Origin of the sequence: Enterobacter genomosp. S (assembly GCF_001631805.1) — a bacterium.
GTDB lineage: Bacteria > Pseudomonadota > Gammaproteobacteria > Enterobacterales > Enterobacteriaceae > Enterobacter > Enterobacter quasihormaechei.
In genome coordinates, this window is sequence record NZ_LVVA01000024.1 from 36,916 (window position 1) to 53,859 (window position 16,944).

The window sequence follows — 16,944 nt, forward strand, 5'->3', positions numbered from 1 at the left end:
ATTCCCCTTTACTCGCTGGCAACACTGTGATCATCATCGCTTCACAGGCGTTTCTACCCCTTAATACCTAAGATGTTAAATTTTACTCCGCCTTTTGTACGATAAATAAAAAATAATCATATAAATCATGAATATAAGAAATAATAACAGCTACCGCTTTGGTGGTATTTGATCTAATACCCCCCATGACAGACCCCCTTCGCCTTGATCGTTATCAATTCTCACCATCTTTCATAGCGTTACCTTCGCTGCAAATCAGCAATGTCGATTTAGAGAGCCACAGGCTCCACACAGGAGATACCCGATGAGCAAATTTTTGGACCGGTTTCGCTACTTCAAACAGAAGGGTGAAACTTTTGCCGATGGGCACGGCCAGGTTCTGGATACCAACCGGGACTGGGAAGACGGTTACCGTCAACGCTGGCAGCATGACAAAGTTGTCCGTTCTACCCACGGCGTAAACTGCACTGGCTCATGTAGCTGGAAGATTTTCGTTAAAAACGGTCTGGTGACCTGGGAAATGCAGCAGACCGACTATCCGCGTACCCGTCCGGATATGCCGAACCATGAACCGCGCGGCTGTCCGCGTGGGGCCAGCTACTCCTGGTATCTCTATAGCGCCAACCGTCTGAAATATCCGCTGATGCGTAAACGCCTGATGAAAATGTGGCGTGAAGCGAAAGTGCAGCACAGCGATCCGGTTGATGCGTGGGCCTCTATCATTGAAGATGCCGACAAAGCGAAAAGCTTCAAGCAGGCGCGCGGTCGCGGTGGTTTCGTTCGCTCTTCCTGGAAAGAGGTGAACGAGCTAATTGCCGCCTCCAACGTCTATACCGTGAAGACTTACGGTCCTGACCGCGTGGCGGGCTTCTCGCCAATCCCGGCGATGTCGATGGTATCTTACGCTTCCGGCGCGCGCTACCTGTCGCTTATCGGCGGGACCTGCCTGAGTTTCTACGACTGGTACTGTGACCTGCCGCCTGCGTCACCGCAGACCTGGGGTGAGCAGACCGATGTGCCGGAATCGGCCGACTGGTACAACTCCAGCTACATCATTGCCTGGGGCTCTAATGTGCCGCAGACCCGTACCCCGGATGCGCACTTCTTTACCGAGGTGCGCTACAAAGGGACGAAAACCGTCGCGGTAACGCCGGACTACGCGGAAATCGCTAAGCTGTGCGACCTGTGGCTGGCTCCGAAACAGGGCACCGATGCCGCAATGGCGCTGGCGATGGGCCACGTCATGCTGCGTGAGTTCCACCTCGACAAGCCAAGCCAGTACTTCACCGATTACGTCCGTCGCTACACCGACATGCCTATGCTGGTGATGCTCGAAGAGCGCGACGGTTACTACGCGGCGGGCCGTATGCTGCGTGCTGCGGATCTGGTGGACGCGCTGGGTCAGGAAAACAACCCAGAGTGGAAAACGGTCGCCTGCAACAGCAACGGCGAGCTGGTGGCACCTAACGGTTCTATCGGCTTCCGCTGGGGCGAGAAAGGCAAATGGAACCTGGAGCAGCGTAACGGCACCACCGGCGAAGAGACGGAGCTGCGCCTCAGCATGCTGGGCAGCCAGGACGAGATCGCCGATGTCGGCTTCCCGTACTTTGGTGGTGAAGGTTCCGAGCACTTCAACAAGGTTGAGCTGCAAAACGTCCTGATGCACAAACTGCCGGTTAAGCGCCTGCAACTGGCGGACGGCTCTACCGCGCTGGTCACGACGGTCTACGACCTGACCATGGCGAACTACGGCCTGGAGCGCGGTCTGAACGACGAAAACTGCGCAACCAGCTACGACGACGTGAAGGCGTATACCCCGGCCTGGGCGGAGCAGATCACCGGCGTGCCGCGCGCGCAGATCACCCGTATCGCGCGTGAATTTGCGGAAAACGCCGACAAAACTCACGGTCGTTCGATGATCATCGTGGGTGCCGGTCTGAACCACTGGTATCACCTCGATATGAACTATCGCGGCCTGATCAACATGCTGATCTTCTGTGGCTGCGTCGGTCAGAGCGGCGGCGGCTGGGCGCACTACGTGGGCCAGGAAAAACTGCGTCCGCAGACCGGCTGGCAGCCGCTGGCGTTTGCCCTTGACTGGCAGCGCCCGGCACGTCACATGAACAGCACCTCCTACTTCTATAACCACTCCAGCCAGTGGCGCTACGAGACGGTTACCGCGCAGGAACTGCTGTCGCCGATGGCGGATAAATCCCGCTACAGCGGCCACCTGATTGATTTCAACGTGCGCGCTGAACGCATGGGCTGGCTGCCGTCGGCGCCGCAGCTGGGCACTAACCCGCTGCGCATTGCACAAGAGGCGAAGCAGGCGGGCATGTCGCCGGTGGATTACACCGTGAAATCGCTCAAGGAAGGCTCAATTCGTTTCGCGGCAGAACAGCCTGAAAATGGTAAAAACCATCCGCGCAACCTGTTCATCTGGCGCTCCAACCTGCTGGGCTCGTCCGGTAAAGGCCACGAGTACATGCTTAAATACCTGCTGGGCACCGAGAACGGTATTCAGGGCAAAGACCTCGGCAAGCAGGGCGGCGTGAAGCCAGAAGAAGTGGAATGGAAAGACAACGGTCTGGACGGCAAGCTGGATCTGGTGGTGACGCTGGACTTCCGTCTGTCCAGCACCTGCCTGTACTCCGATATCGTGCTGCCAACCGCCACCTGGTACGAAAAAGACGACATGAATACCTCGGACATGCATCCGTTTATTCATCCGCTGTCTGCCGCCGTTGACCCGGCGTGGGAATCGAAAAGCGACTGGGATATCTACAAAGACATCGCGAAGAAATTCTCCGAAGTCTGCGTAGGTCACCTGGGCAAAGAGACCGACGTGGTGACGCTGCCAATCCAGCACGACTCCGCTGCCGAACTAGCGCAGCCGCTTGACGTGAAGGACTGGAAAAAAGGCGAGTGCGACCTGATCCCGGGAGTGACCGCGCCGCACATCATTCCGGTTGAACGTGATTACCCGGCAACCTACGAGCGCTTTACCTCTATCGGTCCGCTGATGGAAAAAATCGGTAACGGCGGCAAAGGCATCGCCTGGAATACCCAGAGCGAAATGGACCTGCTGCGCAAGCTCAATTACACCAAAGCAGACGGCCCGGCCAAAGGCCAGCCAATGCTGAACACGGCAATTGATGCGGCGGAGATGATCCTGACCCTGGCACCGGAAACCAACGGCCACGTGGCGGTGAAAGCGTGGGCGGCCCTGAGTGAATTTACCGGTCGTGACCACACGCATCTGGCGAAAAATAAAGAGGAAGAGAAAATTCGCTTCCGCGATATTCAGGCCCAGCCGCGAAAAATTATCTCCAGCCCGACCTGGTCAGGTCTGGAAGATGAGCATGTGTCCTATAACGCTGGCTATACCAACGTTCACGAGCTGATCCCTTGGCGCACGCTTTCTGGTCGTCAGTCTCTGTATCAGGACCACCAGTGGATGCGCGACTTCGGTGAGAGCCTGCTGGTGTACCGTCCGCCAATCGACACCCGCTCCGTGAAAGCGGTGATGGGCGCGAAATCGAACGGTAACCCTGAGAAGGCGCTGAACTTCCTGACGCCGCACCAGAAGTGGGGTATCCACTCCACCTACAGCGACAACCTGCTGATGCTGACGCTGTCACGCGGCGGTCCGATTGTCTGGATGAGCGAAGCGGACGCCAAAGATCTGGGTATCGAAGATAACGACTGGATCGAAGTGTTCAACAGTAACGGTGCCCTGACGGCACGAGCCGTGGTGAGCCAGCGTGTGCCGGCCGGGATGACCATGATGTATCACGCGCAGGAACGTATCGTTAACCTGCCGGGTTCAGAGATCACCGAGCAGCGCGGCGGTATTCATAACTCCGTGACCCGTATTACGCCGAAGCCGACCCATATGATCGGTGGCTATGCCCAGCTGGCCTACGGCTTTAACTACTACGGCACCGTAGGATCGAACCGCGATGAGTTCGTGGTGGTACGTAAGATGAAGAATATTAACTGGTTAGACGGCGAAGGTAATGACCAGGTACAGGAGAGCGTAAAATGAAAATTCGTTCACAAGTCGGCATGGTGCTGAATCTGGATAAATGCATCGGCTGTCATACCTGCTCGGTCACCTGTAAAAACGTCTGGACCAGCCGTGAAGGTATGGAGTACGCCTGGTTTAACAACGTGGAAAGCAAGCCGGGCACCGGCTTCCCGACCGACTGGGAAAACCAGGAGAAGTGGAAGGGCGGCTGGATCCGTAAAATCAACGGCAAACTGCAACCGCGCATGGGTAACCGTGCGATGCTGCTCGGTAAAATCTTTGCTAACCCGCATCTGCCGGGCATCGACGATTACTACGAGCCGTTTGATTACGACTATCAGAACCTGCACAACGCGCCGGAAAGCAAACACCAGCCGATCGCCCGTCCTCGCTCGCTGATCACCGGTAAGCGCATGGACAAAATTACCAGCGGTCCAAACTGGGAAGAAATTCTGGGCGGCGAGTTCGAAAAACGCGCGAAGGACCAGAACTTCGAGAATATGCAGAAGGCGATGTACGGCCAGTTCGAAAACACCTTCATGATGTATCTGCCGCGCCTGTGCGAACACTGCCTGAACCCGGCGTGCGTCGCGACTTGCCCGAGCGGCGCCATCTACAAGCGTGAAGAAGACGGCATCGTGCTGATCGACCAGGACAAGTGCCGCGGCTGGCGCATGTGCATCACCGGCTGCCCGTACAAAAAAATCTACTTCAACTGGAAGAGCGGTAAGTCAGAGAAGTGCATCTTCTGCTATCCGCGCATCGAAGCCGGTATGCCGACCGTCTGCTCCGAGAGCTGCGTTGGTCGTATCCGCTACCTCGGCGTGCTGCTGTACGACGCGGACGCGATTGAAAATGCCGCAAGCACCGAGAACGAGAAAGATCTCTATCAGCGTCAGCTGGATGTCTTCCTCGATCCAAACGATCCGAAGGTGATTGAGCAGGCGCTGAAAGACGGCGTACCGCAGAGCGTGATTGACGCCGCGCAGCAGTCTCCGGTGTACAAAATGGCGATGGACTGGAAGTTGGCCCTGCCGCTGCACCCGGAATACCGCACGCTGCCGATGGTCTGGTACGTGCCGCCTCTGTCGCCGATTCAGTCTGCGGCGGACGCGGGCGAGCTGGGCAGCAACGGTATTCTGCCGGACGTGGAAAGCCTGCGTATCCCGGTTCAGTACCTGGCAAACCTGCTGACCGCCGGAGATACCCAGCCGGTGCTGCTGGCGCTGAAACGTATGCTGGCGATGCGTCACTTCAAACGTGCGGAAACCGTTGACGGCGTTAACGATACCCGCGCGCTGGAAGAGGTCGGCCTGACCGAAGCGCAGGCGCAGGAGATGTACCGCTATCTGGCAATCGCTAACTACGAAGATCGTTTCGTGGTGCCAAGCAGCCACCGCGAGCTGGCTCGCGAGGCCTTCCCGGAGAAAAGCGGGTGTGGCTTTACCTTTGGCGACGGTTGCCACGGGTCAGACAGTAAATTCAACCTGTTCAACAGCCGCCGCATCGACGCGATGGATGTGACCAGCAAAACGGAGCCGCACCAATGATCGAACTCGTCATTGTTTCGCGCCTGCTCGAGTACCCTGACGCTGCGCTTGCGCAGCATCAACAGGAACTCTTTGATGCACTCGCGTCATCTGAAAACCTGGATAAAGAGGATGCCCAGAAGCTGGGCGTTTTCCTCCGCGACCTGCTGGCGCGCGATCTTCTCGATGCGCAGGCGGACTACAGCCAGCTGTTTGACCGTGGTCGTGCGACGTCTCTGCTGCTGTTTGAACACGTTCACGGTGAATCCCGCGACCGTGGTCAGGCGATGGTGGATCTGATGGCCCAGTACGAACAGCACGGCCTGCAACTCGACAGCCGCGAGCTGCCGGATCACCTGCCGCTGTACCTGGAGTATCTGGCGCAGCTGCCGAAAGAAGAGGCCCTGGGTGGTTTGCAGGACATCGCTCCCATTCTGGCGCTGCTCGGCGCGCGTCTACAGCAGCGTGAGAGCCGCTATGCCGTACTGTTCGAGCTGCTGGTGAAGCTGGCGAACGCCTCGGTCGACAGCGAAAAAGTGGCGGAGAAAATCGCGGATGAAGCTCGCGACGATACCCCACAAGCGCTGGACGCCGTCTGGGAAGAAGAGCAGGTGAAATTCTTTGCTGACCAGAACTGTGGCGAGTCTGAAATCTCTGCGCATCAGCGTCGTTTTGCCGGAGCGGTGGCTCCGCAATATTTGAATATCTCTAACGGAGGACAGCACTAATGCACTTCCTGAATATGTTCTTCTTTGACATTTACCCGTATATAGCGGGCACCGTGTTCCTGGTGGGAAGCTGGCTGCGTTATGACTATGGCCAGTACACCTGGCGTGCTGCCTCCAGCCAGATGCTGGATCGTAAGGGGATGAACCTGGCGTCAAACCTGTTCCACATCGGGATTTTGGGGATTTTCGCCGGTCACTTCCTGGGAATGCTGACGCCGCACTGGATGTACGAAGCGTGGCTGCCGATTGAAGTGAAGCAGAAGATGGCGATGATCGCCGGCGGTGCCTGCGGCGTGATGACCCTGGTGGGTGGCCTGCTGCTGCTGAAACGTCGTCTGTTCAGCCCACGCGTGCGGGCTACCACCACAGGCGCGGACATCCTGATCCTCTCCCTGCTGATGGTGCAATGCGCGCTGGGGCTGCTGACTATTCCATTCTCTGCGCAACATATGGACGGCAGTGAAATGATGAAGCTGGTGGGGTGGGCGCAGTCCGTCGTGACCTTCCACGGCGGTGCATCTGAGCATCTGGACGGCGTGGCGTTTATCTTCCGCGTTCACCTGGTGCTGGGTATGACGCTGTTTGTGCTGTTCCCGTTCTCCCGTCTGGTGCATATCTGGAGCGCGCCGGTGGAGTACCTGACGCGCAAATATCAGGTAGTGCGTGCTCGTCGCTGATTCCGTTGTTTTGAAAGAACCCCGCTTTTGCGGGGTTTTTTTTTGCCTGGTGCCTGGGTTTAGCGCGGATGTCGCGGTCGGATGCCGGGTGGCGGCTGCGCCTTACCCGGCCTACAAATATAGTTGTAGCCCCGGTAAGCGAAGCGCCACCGGGGAAAACAGGCAGGAAAGGATTAATCCCGGCATCGGTATACATGGCGCATTGTGCTTTTGGAGAGTGCTGAAGGATCTGGAAGTGATGGTGGTGGGGGAAGGATTACTCGGCGCGTTGCGCCTCGCCCTTCGGGTCGTTGCCTGCGGCAACGCTTTCTCGCTACGCTCGAATCGAACCTTGGTCGAAGCTTCTCATCCTTCCCCGCACTGGAGAAACATGGCGCACTGTGCTTATGGAGAGTGCTGAAGGATCTAAAAAGTGATGGTGGTGGGGGAAGGATTCGAACCTTCGAAGTCGATGACGGCAGATTTACAGTCTGCTCCCTTTGGCCGCTCGGGAACCCCACCACGGGGTAATGCTTTTTACTGGCCTGCTTCCTGTTGGAAGCGGGGCGCATCATATCAAATGAGACGCCCCTGTAAAGCATTCCTTTAGGGAAATGACGCTGTTTGCCTGCTTTTTATCCGTAAAGGCGCAAAGCTAATCAATTCATTTTACAAAGGATTAAAGAATAATCGTTCTGTTGCCGTACACGAAGACGCGTTGGGCAAGAACCTGATACAGCGCACGGCTCAGCACGTTCTTCTCAACGTCACGGCCTGCTCGCATCATATCTTCTGCCGTGTAGGTGTGATCTACGTGAATCACGTCCTGCATGATGATTGGACCTTCGTCCAGATTATCATTCACATAGTGGGCGGTCGCACCAATGATCTTCACCCCACGCTCGTAAGCCTGGTGATATGGACGCGCGCCAATGAAAGCTGGCAGGAACGAATGGTGAATGTTGATGATTTTATTCGGGAAGCGTGCCACGAAGGACGGCGTCAGGACGCGCATGTATTTTGCCAGCACAACGTAGTCCGGGTTATGCGCCTCGATGGCTTGCGCCATAAGGTTATCATGTTCTTCACGGGTATGGCCTTCATGGCTGACCAGCTCGAACGGAATGTCGAAGCGCTCAACCAGAGTACGCAGCGTTTCATGGTTGCCGATGACGGCAGCAATTTCGACGTCCAGGCCACCGTAGTTGGCTTTCATCAGCAGATCGCCCAGGCAGTGCGCCTCTTTGGTGACCAGAATCACGATGCGGCGACGACCCGCCGGGTTCAGTTCGCGCACCGAGCCTTCCGGCAGGGCGCTGTCCAGATCGGCAAGCAGGGTGGTGTCGTTGAAAATGCCTTCCAGCTCGGTACGCATAAAGAAGCGACCGGTACGGTGGTCAACAAACTCGTTGTTCTGCACGATATTCAGTTCATGCTTGTAGCAAATGTTGGTGATTCGTGCGATCAGCCCTTTTTGATCGGGACAGATTGTGCGCAGAACTTTACGTTGTAGTGATTGCATCGCCGGGAAATCCTGTTTGTGTATTTGCGAAGTCTGAGTTGTCAGGCATTACTGCCGCAACACTTTTTAAATTTTTTTCCTGAACCACAGGGGCAGGGATCGTTACGACCGAGCTGCGGACGTGTGCCGTCAATATAATACCATTGCCCGCTGTCCTTTAAGAACCGGGAGCGTTCAATGATGGCGCCAGGTCTGTTTTGTTCGCTAAAGCGGGCGACAAAACTGACATAGCCTTCATTGGCATCGCGGCCGGGAGCGGCATCAAAGACGGTGAGGCCCAGCCAGACGGTGTTGGCAAATCCGGCTTCAATCTCTTGTCGAAAATCGGCCGCATGGCAGGACGGATGCCAGGTTTTAATCAGGTAGTCTGCGTTTTTGATCACAAAAGCAGTATACCGTGAGCGCATAAGGTGTGACGGGTCTGGTGCAACCTGCTCGCCAGAAAGATATCGCTGGCAACATAGGCTATACTCCAGAGCGCTACCACAGGGGCAGAGTTGAGACACAATTCTTTTCCTGGAACAAAAAATAAGGCGTTAAACGCTTAAGGTAGCAATATGTTAACTGAGCAGTTACGTTGACGCTATGTCGGGAATCCAGGGGTAGTAAAACAGGGCTAATGAGAAAGGTAAAAATTGGACTGGCGTTGGGCTCAGGTGCCGCCCGGGGCTGGTCGCATATTGGCGTTATCAATGCTTTAAAGCAGATGGGAATTGACGTTGATATTGTTGCAGGGTGTTCGATAGGGTCGCTGGTCGGATCCGCGTACGCCTGCGGTAAGCTCCCGGAGCTTGAAAGCTGGGTGCGCTCCTTCAGTTACTGGGATGTGCTGCGCCTGATGGATCTCTCCTGGCAGCGGGGTGGCCTGCTGCGCGGCGAACGCGTGTTCAATCAGTTTCGTAAGATAATGCCTCTCGCTGACTTCAGTCACTGCCAAATGCCTTTTGGTGCCGTTGCAACCAACCTCAGTACGGGCAGGGAGTTATGGCTCACCGAAGGGGATATCCATCTCGCCGTACGTGCCTCCTGTAGTATACCTGGGTTAATGGCGCCTGTGCCTCATAACGGCTACTGGCTCGTTGACGGTGGCGTAGTGAATCCTGTCCCTATCTCACTGACGCGGGCCATGGGGGCGGATATCGTCATCGCCGTAGATTTACAACACGACGCTCACCTTATGCAGCAGGATTTGATGTCGGTTAATCTTCACAGCAATGATGCCGAAGAAGAGAAACTTGCATGGCATGCGCGTTTACGCGGCAGAATAGGGCGCCTGACTGCGCGTCGTGCGGTGACCGCACCGAACGCCGTTGAAATCATGACGACTTCGATACAAATTCTCGAGAATCGCCTGAAGCGAAACCGTATGGCGGGCGATCCTCCGGATATTCTTATTCAACCCTATTGTCCGCAAATCTCTACACTTGATTTCCACCGGGCTGAGGCCGCCATAGCAGCGGGCTCGTTAGCCGTCGAAAAGAAAATAGATGAACTGTTGCCTTTTGTGCGTACAGCACGTTAAGCACTTTTTTTGATTACTTCAGCAAAATCTGACAGGCGATAGTACTAATAGCATGCCACTATTGAGTAACTGTCAGCCAGGGGAGGAACCATGACACAGCCATTGGCCGGAAAACACATTTTGATAGTTGAAGACGAGCCCGTTTTCCGATCGCTACTGGATTCGTGGTTATCCTCGCTGGGTGCAACCACGTCCCTTGCCGAAGATGGCGTCGAGGCGCTGGAAAAGATGGCCAGCATTGCGCCTGACCTGATGATCTGCGATCTCGAGATGCCGCGGATGAACGGCTTAATGCTGGTGGAAAACCTGCGTAATGAAGGTTACCAGACACCGATACTCGTGATCTCGGCCACCGAAAATATGGCTGATATTGCCAGGGCATTGCGTTTGGGGGTGCAGGATATCCTGCTCAAACCGGTCAAAGATTTAAACCGGCTGCGTGAAACGGTATTGGCCTGCCTGTATCCCAATATGTTTAATTCCCGCGTTGAAGAAGAGGAGCGTCTTTTTCAGGACTGGGATGCCTTAGTCAGTAATCCGCTCGCGGCGGCGAAGCTGCTTCAGGAACTTCAGCCTCCGGTGCAGCAAAATATTTCTCATTGCAGAGTAAATTATCGCCAGTTGGTAGCGGCTGACCAGCCTGGACTGGTGCTGGATATTGCGCCGTTATCGGATGCTGACCTCGCCTTTTATTGCCTGGATGTTACCCGAGCGGGAGATAACGGCGTTTTGGCGGCCTTATTACTGCGCGCGCTCTTTAATGGATTGCTACAGGAACAATTATCCCATCAGGGACAACGGCTTCCTGAGTTAGGCAGTTTGCTAAAACAGGTGAACCAACTTTTTCGCCAGGCCAATTTACCGGGGCAGTTCCCGCTTCTGGTTGGCTATTATCACAGCGGGTTAAATAACCTTATTCTGGTGTCTGCGGGTTTAAATGCCACACTGAATACCGGAGAACACCATATTCAGGTGAGTAACGGCGTGCCGTTGGGCACGCTGGGTAATACTTATCTTAATCAAATTAGCCACCGCTGCACCTCATGGCAGTGCCAAATTTGGGGGACAGGGGGGCGGTTACGCTTAATGTTGTCCACAGAGTAAGCAGTCAGATTTTATTTTTCAGATTGCTTTACCTGTGTTTTTGCTGGCGGTGCTACTATCGCGGCAAGTTTCATGCGTATTTGTCTTAATTGATCGGCAACGCGTTCTTTTCAGACCCGTATTAGTGGCTGAGACTGTATACTCAACGCGTTATTCAATGCATAAAAGTTCAAAACTTGAACAGTTCAGGAGAATTTCAATGGCTGCCCTAAATTCGAAAGTCAGAAAGGCCGTTATCCCGGTGGCGGGATTGGGTACCAGGATGTTGCCAGCAACGAAGGCAATCCCAAAAGAGATGCTGCCTCTGGTTGATAAGCCATTAATCCAGTATGTCGTGAATGAATGTATTGCAGCAGGCATCACCGAAATTGTGCTGGTTACGCATTCATCTAAAAACTCTATCGAAAACCATTTTGATACCAGTTTCGAACTTGAAGCGATGCTGGAAAAACGCGTTAAGCGCCAGCTGCTGGAGGAAGTGCAGTCTATTTGCCCTCCGCACGTTACCATTATGCAGGTTCGTCAGGGCCTGGCGAAAGGTCTGGGGCACGCGGTATTGTGTGCACACCCGGTAGTGGGTGATGAGCCGGTCGCGGTTATTCTGCCGGACGTGATTCTTGATGAGTACGAGTCCGATCTTTCCCAGGAAAACCTGGCAGAGATGATTAAACGCTTTGATGAAACCGGCAGCAGCCAGATTATGGTTGAGCCCGTTGACGACGTGACCGCTTACGGTGTGGTTGACTGCAAAGGCGTTGCTCTGAAGCCTGGCGAAAGCGTACCGATGGTTGGCGTTGTTGAAAAGCCTAAAGCTGACGTCGCGCCGTCTAACCTTGCTGTCGTGGGTCGTTACGTACTGAGCGCTGAAATCTGGGCGCTGCTGGCGAAAACGCCTCCAGGTGCGGGCGATGAGATCCAGCTGACGGATGCTATCGATATGCTGATCGAGAAAGAGACCGTAGAAGCCTACCATATGAAAGGTAAGAGCCATGACTGCGGGAATAAACTCGGTTATATGCAGGCGTTCGTGGAATATGGTATTCGCCATAACAGCCTGGGTGAAGAATTTAAAGCCTGGCTCAAAGGCAGCATGGGTATTAAGTAATAAACCCACAGGCTACCGAACAAGACCGGTGTGGCGATGCCCACCGGTTTTTTTATGCCTGTCGCCTGGTAAATGACTGCGGATTGTCAAGGACGTTAAATAGTGAATCTCGCAATATGACAGAATGTAAGGAGATGTTCGGGCAAATATTATGGGCATAAAAAATCCCGCACCAGGCGGGATTTTTCAGAATCTTTCCAGATTAATCCTTGATCAGGAAGTCATCCAGTTGTTTACCTTGTTCGTCCATGGCTTTCTTGATTACAGCAGGAGTACGACCCTGGCCAGTCCAGGTTTTCTCTTCGCCGTTCTCATCGATGTAGCTATATTTAGCTGGACGTGCTGCACGTTTTGCTTTGGTGCCGGTTTTAGCCGCAGCCATGCTGTTCAGCAATTCGTTTGGATCGATACCATCGGCAATCAGCATTTCGCGATACTGTTGCAGTTTACGTGTACGTTCTTCGATTTCAGCCGCAGCTGCGCTTTCTTCTTCACGACGTTCGTTAACGACAACTTCTAATTTTTCGAGCATTTCTTCAAGCGTCTCAAGGGTACATTCTCTTGCCTGCGCACGAAGAGTACGGATGTTGTTCAGAATTTTAAGTGCTTCGCTCATTGTAGTAATCTCAAACTTATAATGGGGGTGGGTTTGTTGTCCTAATAATAGAGCGTTAATTTCACTTGTGCAATAGGTGGGAATGTAAGGAATTCAAAAAATACAAAATTAACGACGCTATTATTAATTACGCTAACTTAAATTTCATTGTTAGCTGGGTCTGTGAGATATCGTTTCAAACGGCAAAAGCTTGTCATTTGCATGTTTGTTTTGTGACTTTTACCTCAGGAATTATAGTTGCGGCTGATAAATATCAGCCTTTTGTATTACCCCCGCTAAGCGTAGCGAAGGCCAGAATAGTTAATAAATAGTGAATTTTAATGAACGGAGAAGCCACTATAAAAAGAAGTGTTATCTCTGGTTCCGGGCTCGCCTTATTGTCCGTGATTAATGCCTTTACTACCTGTTTTAACGCATTATTTTGCGCTACCCACAAAGGGTTTATTGGTGCAGAAGAGCCTTGCGCGCGCAGCCCACGGCTGATGACGGTACAAAATATGGTACAATGATTCATCGGGAATATTACACATTGATTAGGGTTCTTTGGCCAATGGCACAACTTTATTTCTACTATTCGGCAATGAATGCAGGGAAATCGACGGCGTTACTGCAATCCTCATACAATTATCAGGAGCGGGGGATGCGTACCGTTGTTTATACCGCCGAAATTGACGATCGCTTCGGGGCGGGGAAGGTAAGCTCCAGAATAGGCCTCTCGTCGCCTGCAAGGCTGTTTAACCCTGAAACGGACCTGCTTGAGGACATTCGTGCTGAGCACGCCTCTAAGCCTGTCCATTGCGTCCTGGTAGACGAAAGCCAGTTCCTGACCCGTGAGCAGGTCCATGCGCTTTCTGAGGTCGTGGATGAGCTGGATATTCCCGTTCTTTGCTATGGTTTACGCACCGATTTTCGCGGTGAGCTATTTGCCGGCAGCCAATATTTACTTGCCTGGTCGGATAAACTGGTAGAGCTAAAAACGATCTGCTTTTGTGGCCGTAAGGCGAGCATGGTTCTTCGTCTTGACCAGTCCGGTAAACCTTATGCTGATGGCGAGCAGGTGGTGATAGGGGGCAATGAACGCTATGTCTCGGTCTGCCGCAAGCATTATAAAGAGGCGCTGGTTGTAGGCTCGCTGACGGCGTTACAGGGCGACAGTCGAAAGTAACAAGAATTTTTTACTCTTTTTCAGATATAAAAAAACCCGCCATCGGCGGGTTTTTTTGTCACACTGTCAATTAAGCGTTTTTCTTCGCTTTCTTGTCAGCCTTTACCACTGCCGGGATGTCAGCTTTCACAGCAGCGACATCGCTTTCAGTGAAGTTACGACCGTAGTAAGTATCCAGCAGGATCTGTTTCAGTTCGGAAATCAGTGGGTAGCGTGGGTTAGCACCAGTACACTGGTCATCGAATGCATCTTCAGACAGCTTATCTACGTGAGCGAGGAAGTCAGCTTCCTGAACGCCCGCTTCGCGGATAGATTTAGGAATACCCAGTTCAGCCTTCAGGCTTTCCAGCCATGCCAGCAGTTTCTCGATCTTCGCGGCAGTACGGTCGCCCGGTGCGCTCAGACCCAGGTGATCTGCGATTTCAGCGTAGCGACGACGAGCCTGAGGACGGTCGTACTGGCTAAATGCAGTCTGCTTGGTTGGGTTGTCGTTGGCGTTATAGCGGATAACGTTGCTGATCAACAGGGCGTTCGCCAGACCGTGAGGAATGTGGAACTGTGAACCCAGCTTGTGCGCCATGGAGTGACACACGCCCAGGAAGGCGTTAGCAAACGCGATGCCCGCGATGGTTGCAGCACTGTGCACACGTTCACGCGCAACAGGGTTTTTTGAACCTTCGTTGTAAGAGGCTGGCAGGTTTTCTTTCAGCAGTTTCAGCGCCTGCAAGGCCTGACCGTCAGAGAACTCGGAAGCCAGTACGGAAACGTAAGCTTCCAGAGCGTGGGTCACCGCATCCAGACCACCGAACGCACACAGTGATTTCGGCATGTCCATCACCAGGTTGGCGTCAACGATAGCCATATCTGGCGTCAGCGCGTAGTCGGCCAGCGGGTATTTCTGACCCGTTGCGTCATCCGTCACAACCGCAAATGGCGTGACTTCTGAACCGGTACCGGAAGTGGTGGTGACGGCGATCATTTTCGCTTTCACGCCCATTTTCGGGAACTTGTAGATACGTTTACGGATATCCATAAAGCGCAGCGCCAGTTCTTCGAAGTGAGTTTCCGGATGCTCGTACATGACCCACATGATTTTCGCGGCGTCCATTGGGGAACCGCCACCCAGTGCGATGATCACATCGGGTTTGAAGGAGTTCGCCAGTTCAGCACCTTTACGGACAACGCTCAGGGTTGGATCAGCTTCAACTTCAAAGAAGACTTCGGTTTCGACGCCAGACGCTTTCAGAACAGAGGTGATCTGGTCAGCATAGCCATTGTTGAACAGGAAACGGTCAGTCACGATGAGCGCACGCTTGTGGCCATCAGTAATCACTTCATCCAGCGCGATTGGCAGTGAGCCACGACGGAAGTAGATAGATTTTGGAAGTTTGTGCCACAACATGTTTTCAGCTCGCTTAGCAACGGTTTTCTTGTTGATCAGGTGTTTTGGACCAACGTTTTCAGAGATGGAGTTACCACCCCAGGAACCACAACCCAGAGTCAGGGAAGGTGCGAGTTTGAAGTTGTACAGGTCACCGATACCACCCTGAGAAGCAGGGGTGTTAATCAGGATACGTGCCGTTTTCATCTTCTGACCGAAGTGTGCAACACGCTCAGGCTGGTTATCCTGGTCGGTGTACAGGCAAGAGGTGTGACCGATACCGCCCATGGCAACCAGTTTCTCTGCTTTTTCTACCGCGTCATCGAAATCTTTCGCACGGTACATAGCCAGCGTCGGAGACAGTTTTTCGTGAGCAAACGGCTCGCTTTCATCAACGACGTTAACTTCACCAATCAGGATCTTGGTGGAAGCAGGAACGCTAAAGCCGGCGAGTTCGGCAATTTTATAGGCTGGCTGACCCACGATAGCGGCGTTCAGCGCGCCATTTTTGAGAATCACGTCCTGAACGGCTTTCAGCTCTTTACCCTGCAACAGGTAGCCGCCGTGGCTGGCGAAACGTTCACGAACGGCGTCGTATACAGAGTCAACAACGACAACGGACTGTTCAGATGCACAGATAACGCCGTTATCGAAGGTTTTAGACATCAGCACAGACGCGACGGCGCGTTTGATGTCAGCGGTTTCGTCAATAACAACCGGGGTGTTACCCGCGCCTACGCCGATAGCGGGTTTACCGGAGCTGTAAGCGGCTTTAACCATGCCAGGACCACCGGTCGCCAGGATCAGGTTAATGTCCGGGTGATGCATCAGGGCGTTGGACAGCTCGACAGAAGGTTGGTCGATCCAGCCGATCAGATCTTTTGGTGCGCCCGCCGCAATGGCCGCCTGGAGCACGATGTCTGCTGCTTTGTTAGTGGCGTCTTTCGCACGTGGATGCGGGGAGAAAATGATTGCGTTACGTGTCTTCAGGCTGATAAGAGATTTGAAGATGGCGGTAGAGGTTGGGTTAGTGGTTGGAACGATACCGCAAATGATGCCGATCGGTTCTGCTATGGTGATGGTGCCGAAAGTATCGTCTTCTGACAGCACGCCGCAGGTTTTCTCATCTTTATAGGCGTTGTAGATATACTCTGAAGCAAAGTGGTTTTTAATCACTTTATCTTCAACGATACCCATGCCGGATTCGGCAACGGCCATTTTAGCGAGAGGGATTCGAGCATCAGCAGCAGCCAGAGCGGCCGCGCGGAAGATTTTATCAACCTGTTCTTGGGTGAAATTGGCATATTCACGCTGGGCTTTTTTAACGCGCTCGACGAGGGCGTTCAGTTCAGCGATATTGGTAACAGCCATAATGCTCTCCTGATAATGTTTAAACTCTTTTAGTAAACCAGCGCTCGATACGTCTGACAGTATAGTCAGTGCCGATCCCTCTTGCGTAACACACAGTAAAACAAAGGATTACTCACTGCTTATGCTCACTAATTTACTAAAAGAGCCTTACCTTAGCATCATACCTTTTTGATAGGTGATCTCCCTGGCGGCGTAACCAAGATTACTCACTTCTG

The 16,944-nt window shown here is 53.5% G+C and carries 12 protein-coding genes, 1 tRNA gene and 1 other RNA gene; 8 read left to right on the top strand and 6 right to left on the bottom strand.

Annotated features, from left to right (window positions below; all coding sequences use genetic code 11):
- Positions 1-304: 304 nt before the first annotated feature.
- The 4 genes from A3466_RS21305 to narI are packed head-to-tail and all read left to right on the top strand — an operon-like array spanning position 305 to position 6,964.
- The gene (locus A3466_RS21305) at positions 305-4,048 is read left to right on the top strand and encodes a nitrate reductase subunit alpha (protein WP_063452237.1); all 3,744 of its coding nucleotides are present in this window, start codon (positions 305-307) and stop codon (positions 4,046-4,048) included.
- Entirely contained in the window at positions 4,045-5,580 is a 1,536-nt protein-coding gene (narH, locus tag A3466_RS21310; protein WP_063452238.1) for a nitrate reductase subunit beta, read from the top strand. Before A3466_RS21305 ends, narH begins: the two co-directional genes overlap by 4 nt.
- The gene (gene narJ / locus A3466_RS21315; protein ID WP_063452239.1) at positions 5,577-6,287 is read left to right on the top strand and encodes a nitrate reductase molybdenum cofactor assembly chaperone; all 711 of its coding nucleotides are present in this window, start codon (positions 5,577-5,579) and stop codon (positions 6,285-6,287) included. Before narH ends, narJ begins: the two co-directional genes overlap by 4 nt.
- Positions 6,287-6,964, top strand: a complete 678-nt coding sequence (narI, locus tag A3466_RS21320) for a respiratory nitrate reductase subunit gamma (RefSeq protein ID WP_063452240.1) — start codon at positions 6,287-6,289, stop codon at positions 6,962-6,964. The genes narJ and narI overlap by 1 nt, the downstream gene beginning before the upstream one ends.
- 239 nt (positions 6,965-7,203) lie before the next feature.
- Here the strand turns inward: narI and A3466_RS21325 are convergent.
- The 4 genes from A3466_RS21325 to A3466_RS21340 form a co-directional block, all read right to left on the bottom strand.
- Positions 7,204-7,334: non-coding RNA, RtT sRNA (locus A3466_RS21325), on the bottom strand.
- Positions 7,335-7,380: 46 nt separating this feature from the next.
- Positions 7,381-7,465: transfer RNA gene (locus A3466_RS21330), tRNA-Tyr, on the bottom strand.
- Positions 7,466-7,622: 157 nt separating this feature from the next.
- Complete coding sequence (gene purU, locus A3466_RS21335; RefSeq protein WP_063452241.1) at positions 7,623-8,465, bottom strand: formyltetrahydrofolate deformylase; 843 nt, start codon at positions 8,463-8,465, stop codon at positions 7,623-7,625.
- A 41-nt stretch (positions 8,466-8,506) separates the two neighbouring features.
- Positions 8,507-8,971 (bottom strand): YchJ family protein, encoded by a 465-nt coding sequence (locus tag A3466_RS21340; protein WP_063452242.1) that lies wholly within the window; start codon positions 8,969-8,971, stop codon positions 8,507-8,509.
- Between the two features lie 113 nt (positions 8,972-9,084).
- On the opposite strand from A3466_RS21340, the gene rssA reads away from it, so the two are divergent.
- The 3 genes from rssA to galU all read left to right on the top strand — a co-directional run bounded on the left by rssA (position 9,085) and on the right by galU (position 12,196).
- Positions 9,085-9,987, top strand: a complete 903-nt coding sequence (gene rssA / locus A3466_RS21345; protein ID WP_063452243.1) for a patatin-like phospholipase RssA — start codon at positions 9,085-9,087, stop codon at positions 9,985-9,987.
- Between the two features lie 90 nt (positions 9,988-10,077).
- Positions 10,078-11,091 (top strand): two-component system response regulator RssB, encoded by a 1,014-nt coding sequence (gene rssB, locus A3466_RS21350; RefSeq protein ID WP_063452244.1) that lies wholly within the window; start codon positions 10,078-10,080, stop codon positions 11,089-11,091.
- A 199-nt stretch (positions 11,092-11,290) separates the two neighbouring features.
- Entirely contained in the window at positions 11,291-12,196 is a 906-nt protein-coding gene (gene galU, locus A3466_RS21355) for a UTP--glucose-1-phosphate uridylyltransferase GalU (RefSeq protein WP_063452245.1), read from the top strand.
- Between the two features lie 202 nt (positions 12,197-12,398).
- Here galU and hns read toward each other — a convergent pair whose 3' ends face one another.
- Complete coding sequence (gene hns, locus A3466_RS21360) at positions 12,399-12,812, bottom strand: histone-like nucleoid-structuring protein H-NS (RefSeq protein ID WP_003856724.1); 414 nt, start codon at positions 12,810-12,812, stop codon at positions 12,399-12,401.
- A gap of 550 nt (positions 12,813-13,362) precedes the next feature.
- Here hns and tdk point away from each other — a divergent pair.
- Complete coding sequence (tdk, locus tag A3466_RS21365; protein WP_063452325.1) at positions 13,363-13,977, top strand: thymidine kinase; 615 nt, start codon at positions 13,363-13,365, stop codon at positions 13,975-13,977.
- A gap of 70 nt (positions 13,978-14,047) precedes the next feature.
- On the opposite strand, the gene adhE is transcribed toward tdk, so the two are convergent.
- Positions 14,048-16,729 carry a bifunctional acetaldehyde-CoA/alcohol dehydrogenase gene (gene adhE, locus A3466_RS21370; RefSeq protein ID WP_063452246.1) on the bottom strand — a complete coding sequence of 894 codons (2,682 nt, stop codon included), beginning with the start codon at positions 16,727-16,729 and terminating at the stop codon, positions 14,048-14,050.
- Positions 16,730-16,944: the final 215 nt, after the last annotated feature.

Bases quoted from the DNA above. Each gene is read 5' to 3' on its own strand.
- rssA (WP_063452243.1), top strand. From the start codon at position 9,085: ATGAGAAAGGTAAAAATTGGACTGGCGTTGGGCTCAGGTGCCGCCCGG.
- hns (WP_003856724.1), bottom strand. From the start codon at position 12,812: ATGAGCGAAGCACTTAAAATTCTGAACAACATCCGTACTCTTCGTGCG.
- adhE (WP_063452246.1), bottom strand. From the start codon at position 16,729: ATGGCTGTTACCAATATCGCTGAACTGAACGCCCTCGTCGAGCGCGTT.
- rssB (WP_063452244.1), top strand. From the start codon at position 10,078: ATGACACAGCCATTGGCCGGAAAACACATTTTGATAGTTGAAGACGAG.
- narJ (WP_063452239.1), top strand. From the start codon at position 5,577: ATGATCGAACTCGTCATTGTTTCGCGCCTGCTCGAGTACCCTGACGCT.
- narI (WP_063452240.1), top strand. From the start codon at position 6,287: ATGCACTTCCTGAATATGTTCTTCTTTGACATTTACCCGTATATAGCG.
- purU (WP_063452241.1), bottom strand. From the start codon at position 8,465: ATGCAATCACTACAACGTAAAGTTCTGCGCACAATCTGTCCCGATCAA.
- tdk (WP_063452325.1), top strand. From the start codon at position 13,363: ATGGCACAACTTTATTTCTACTATTCGGCAATGAATGCAGGGAAATCG.
- galU (WP_063452245.1), top strand. From the start codon at position 11,291: ATGGCTGCCCTAAATTCGAAAGTCAGAAAGGCCGTTATCCCGGTGGCG.
- narH (WP_063452238.1), top strand. From the start codon at position 4,045: ATGAAAATTCGTTCACAAGTCGGCATGGTGCTGAATCTGGATAAATGC.
- A3466_RS21305 (WP_063452237.1), top strand. From the start codon at position 305: ATGAGCAAATTTTTGGACCGGTTTCGCTACTTCAAACAGAAGGGTGAA.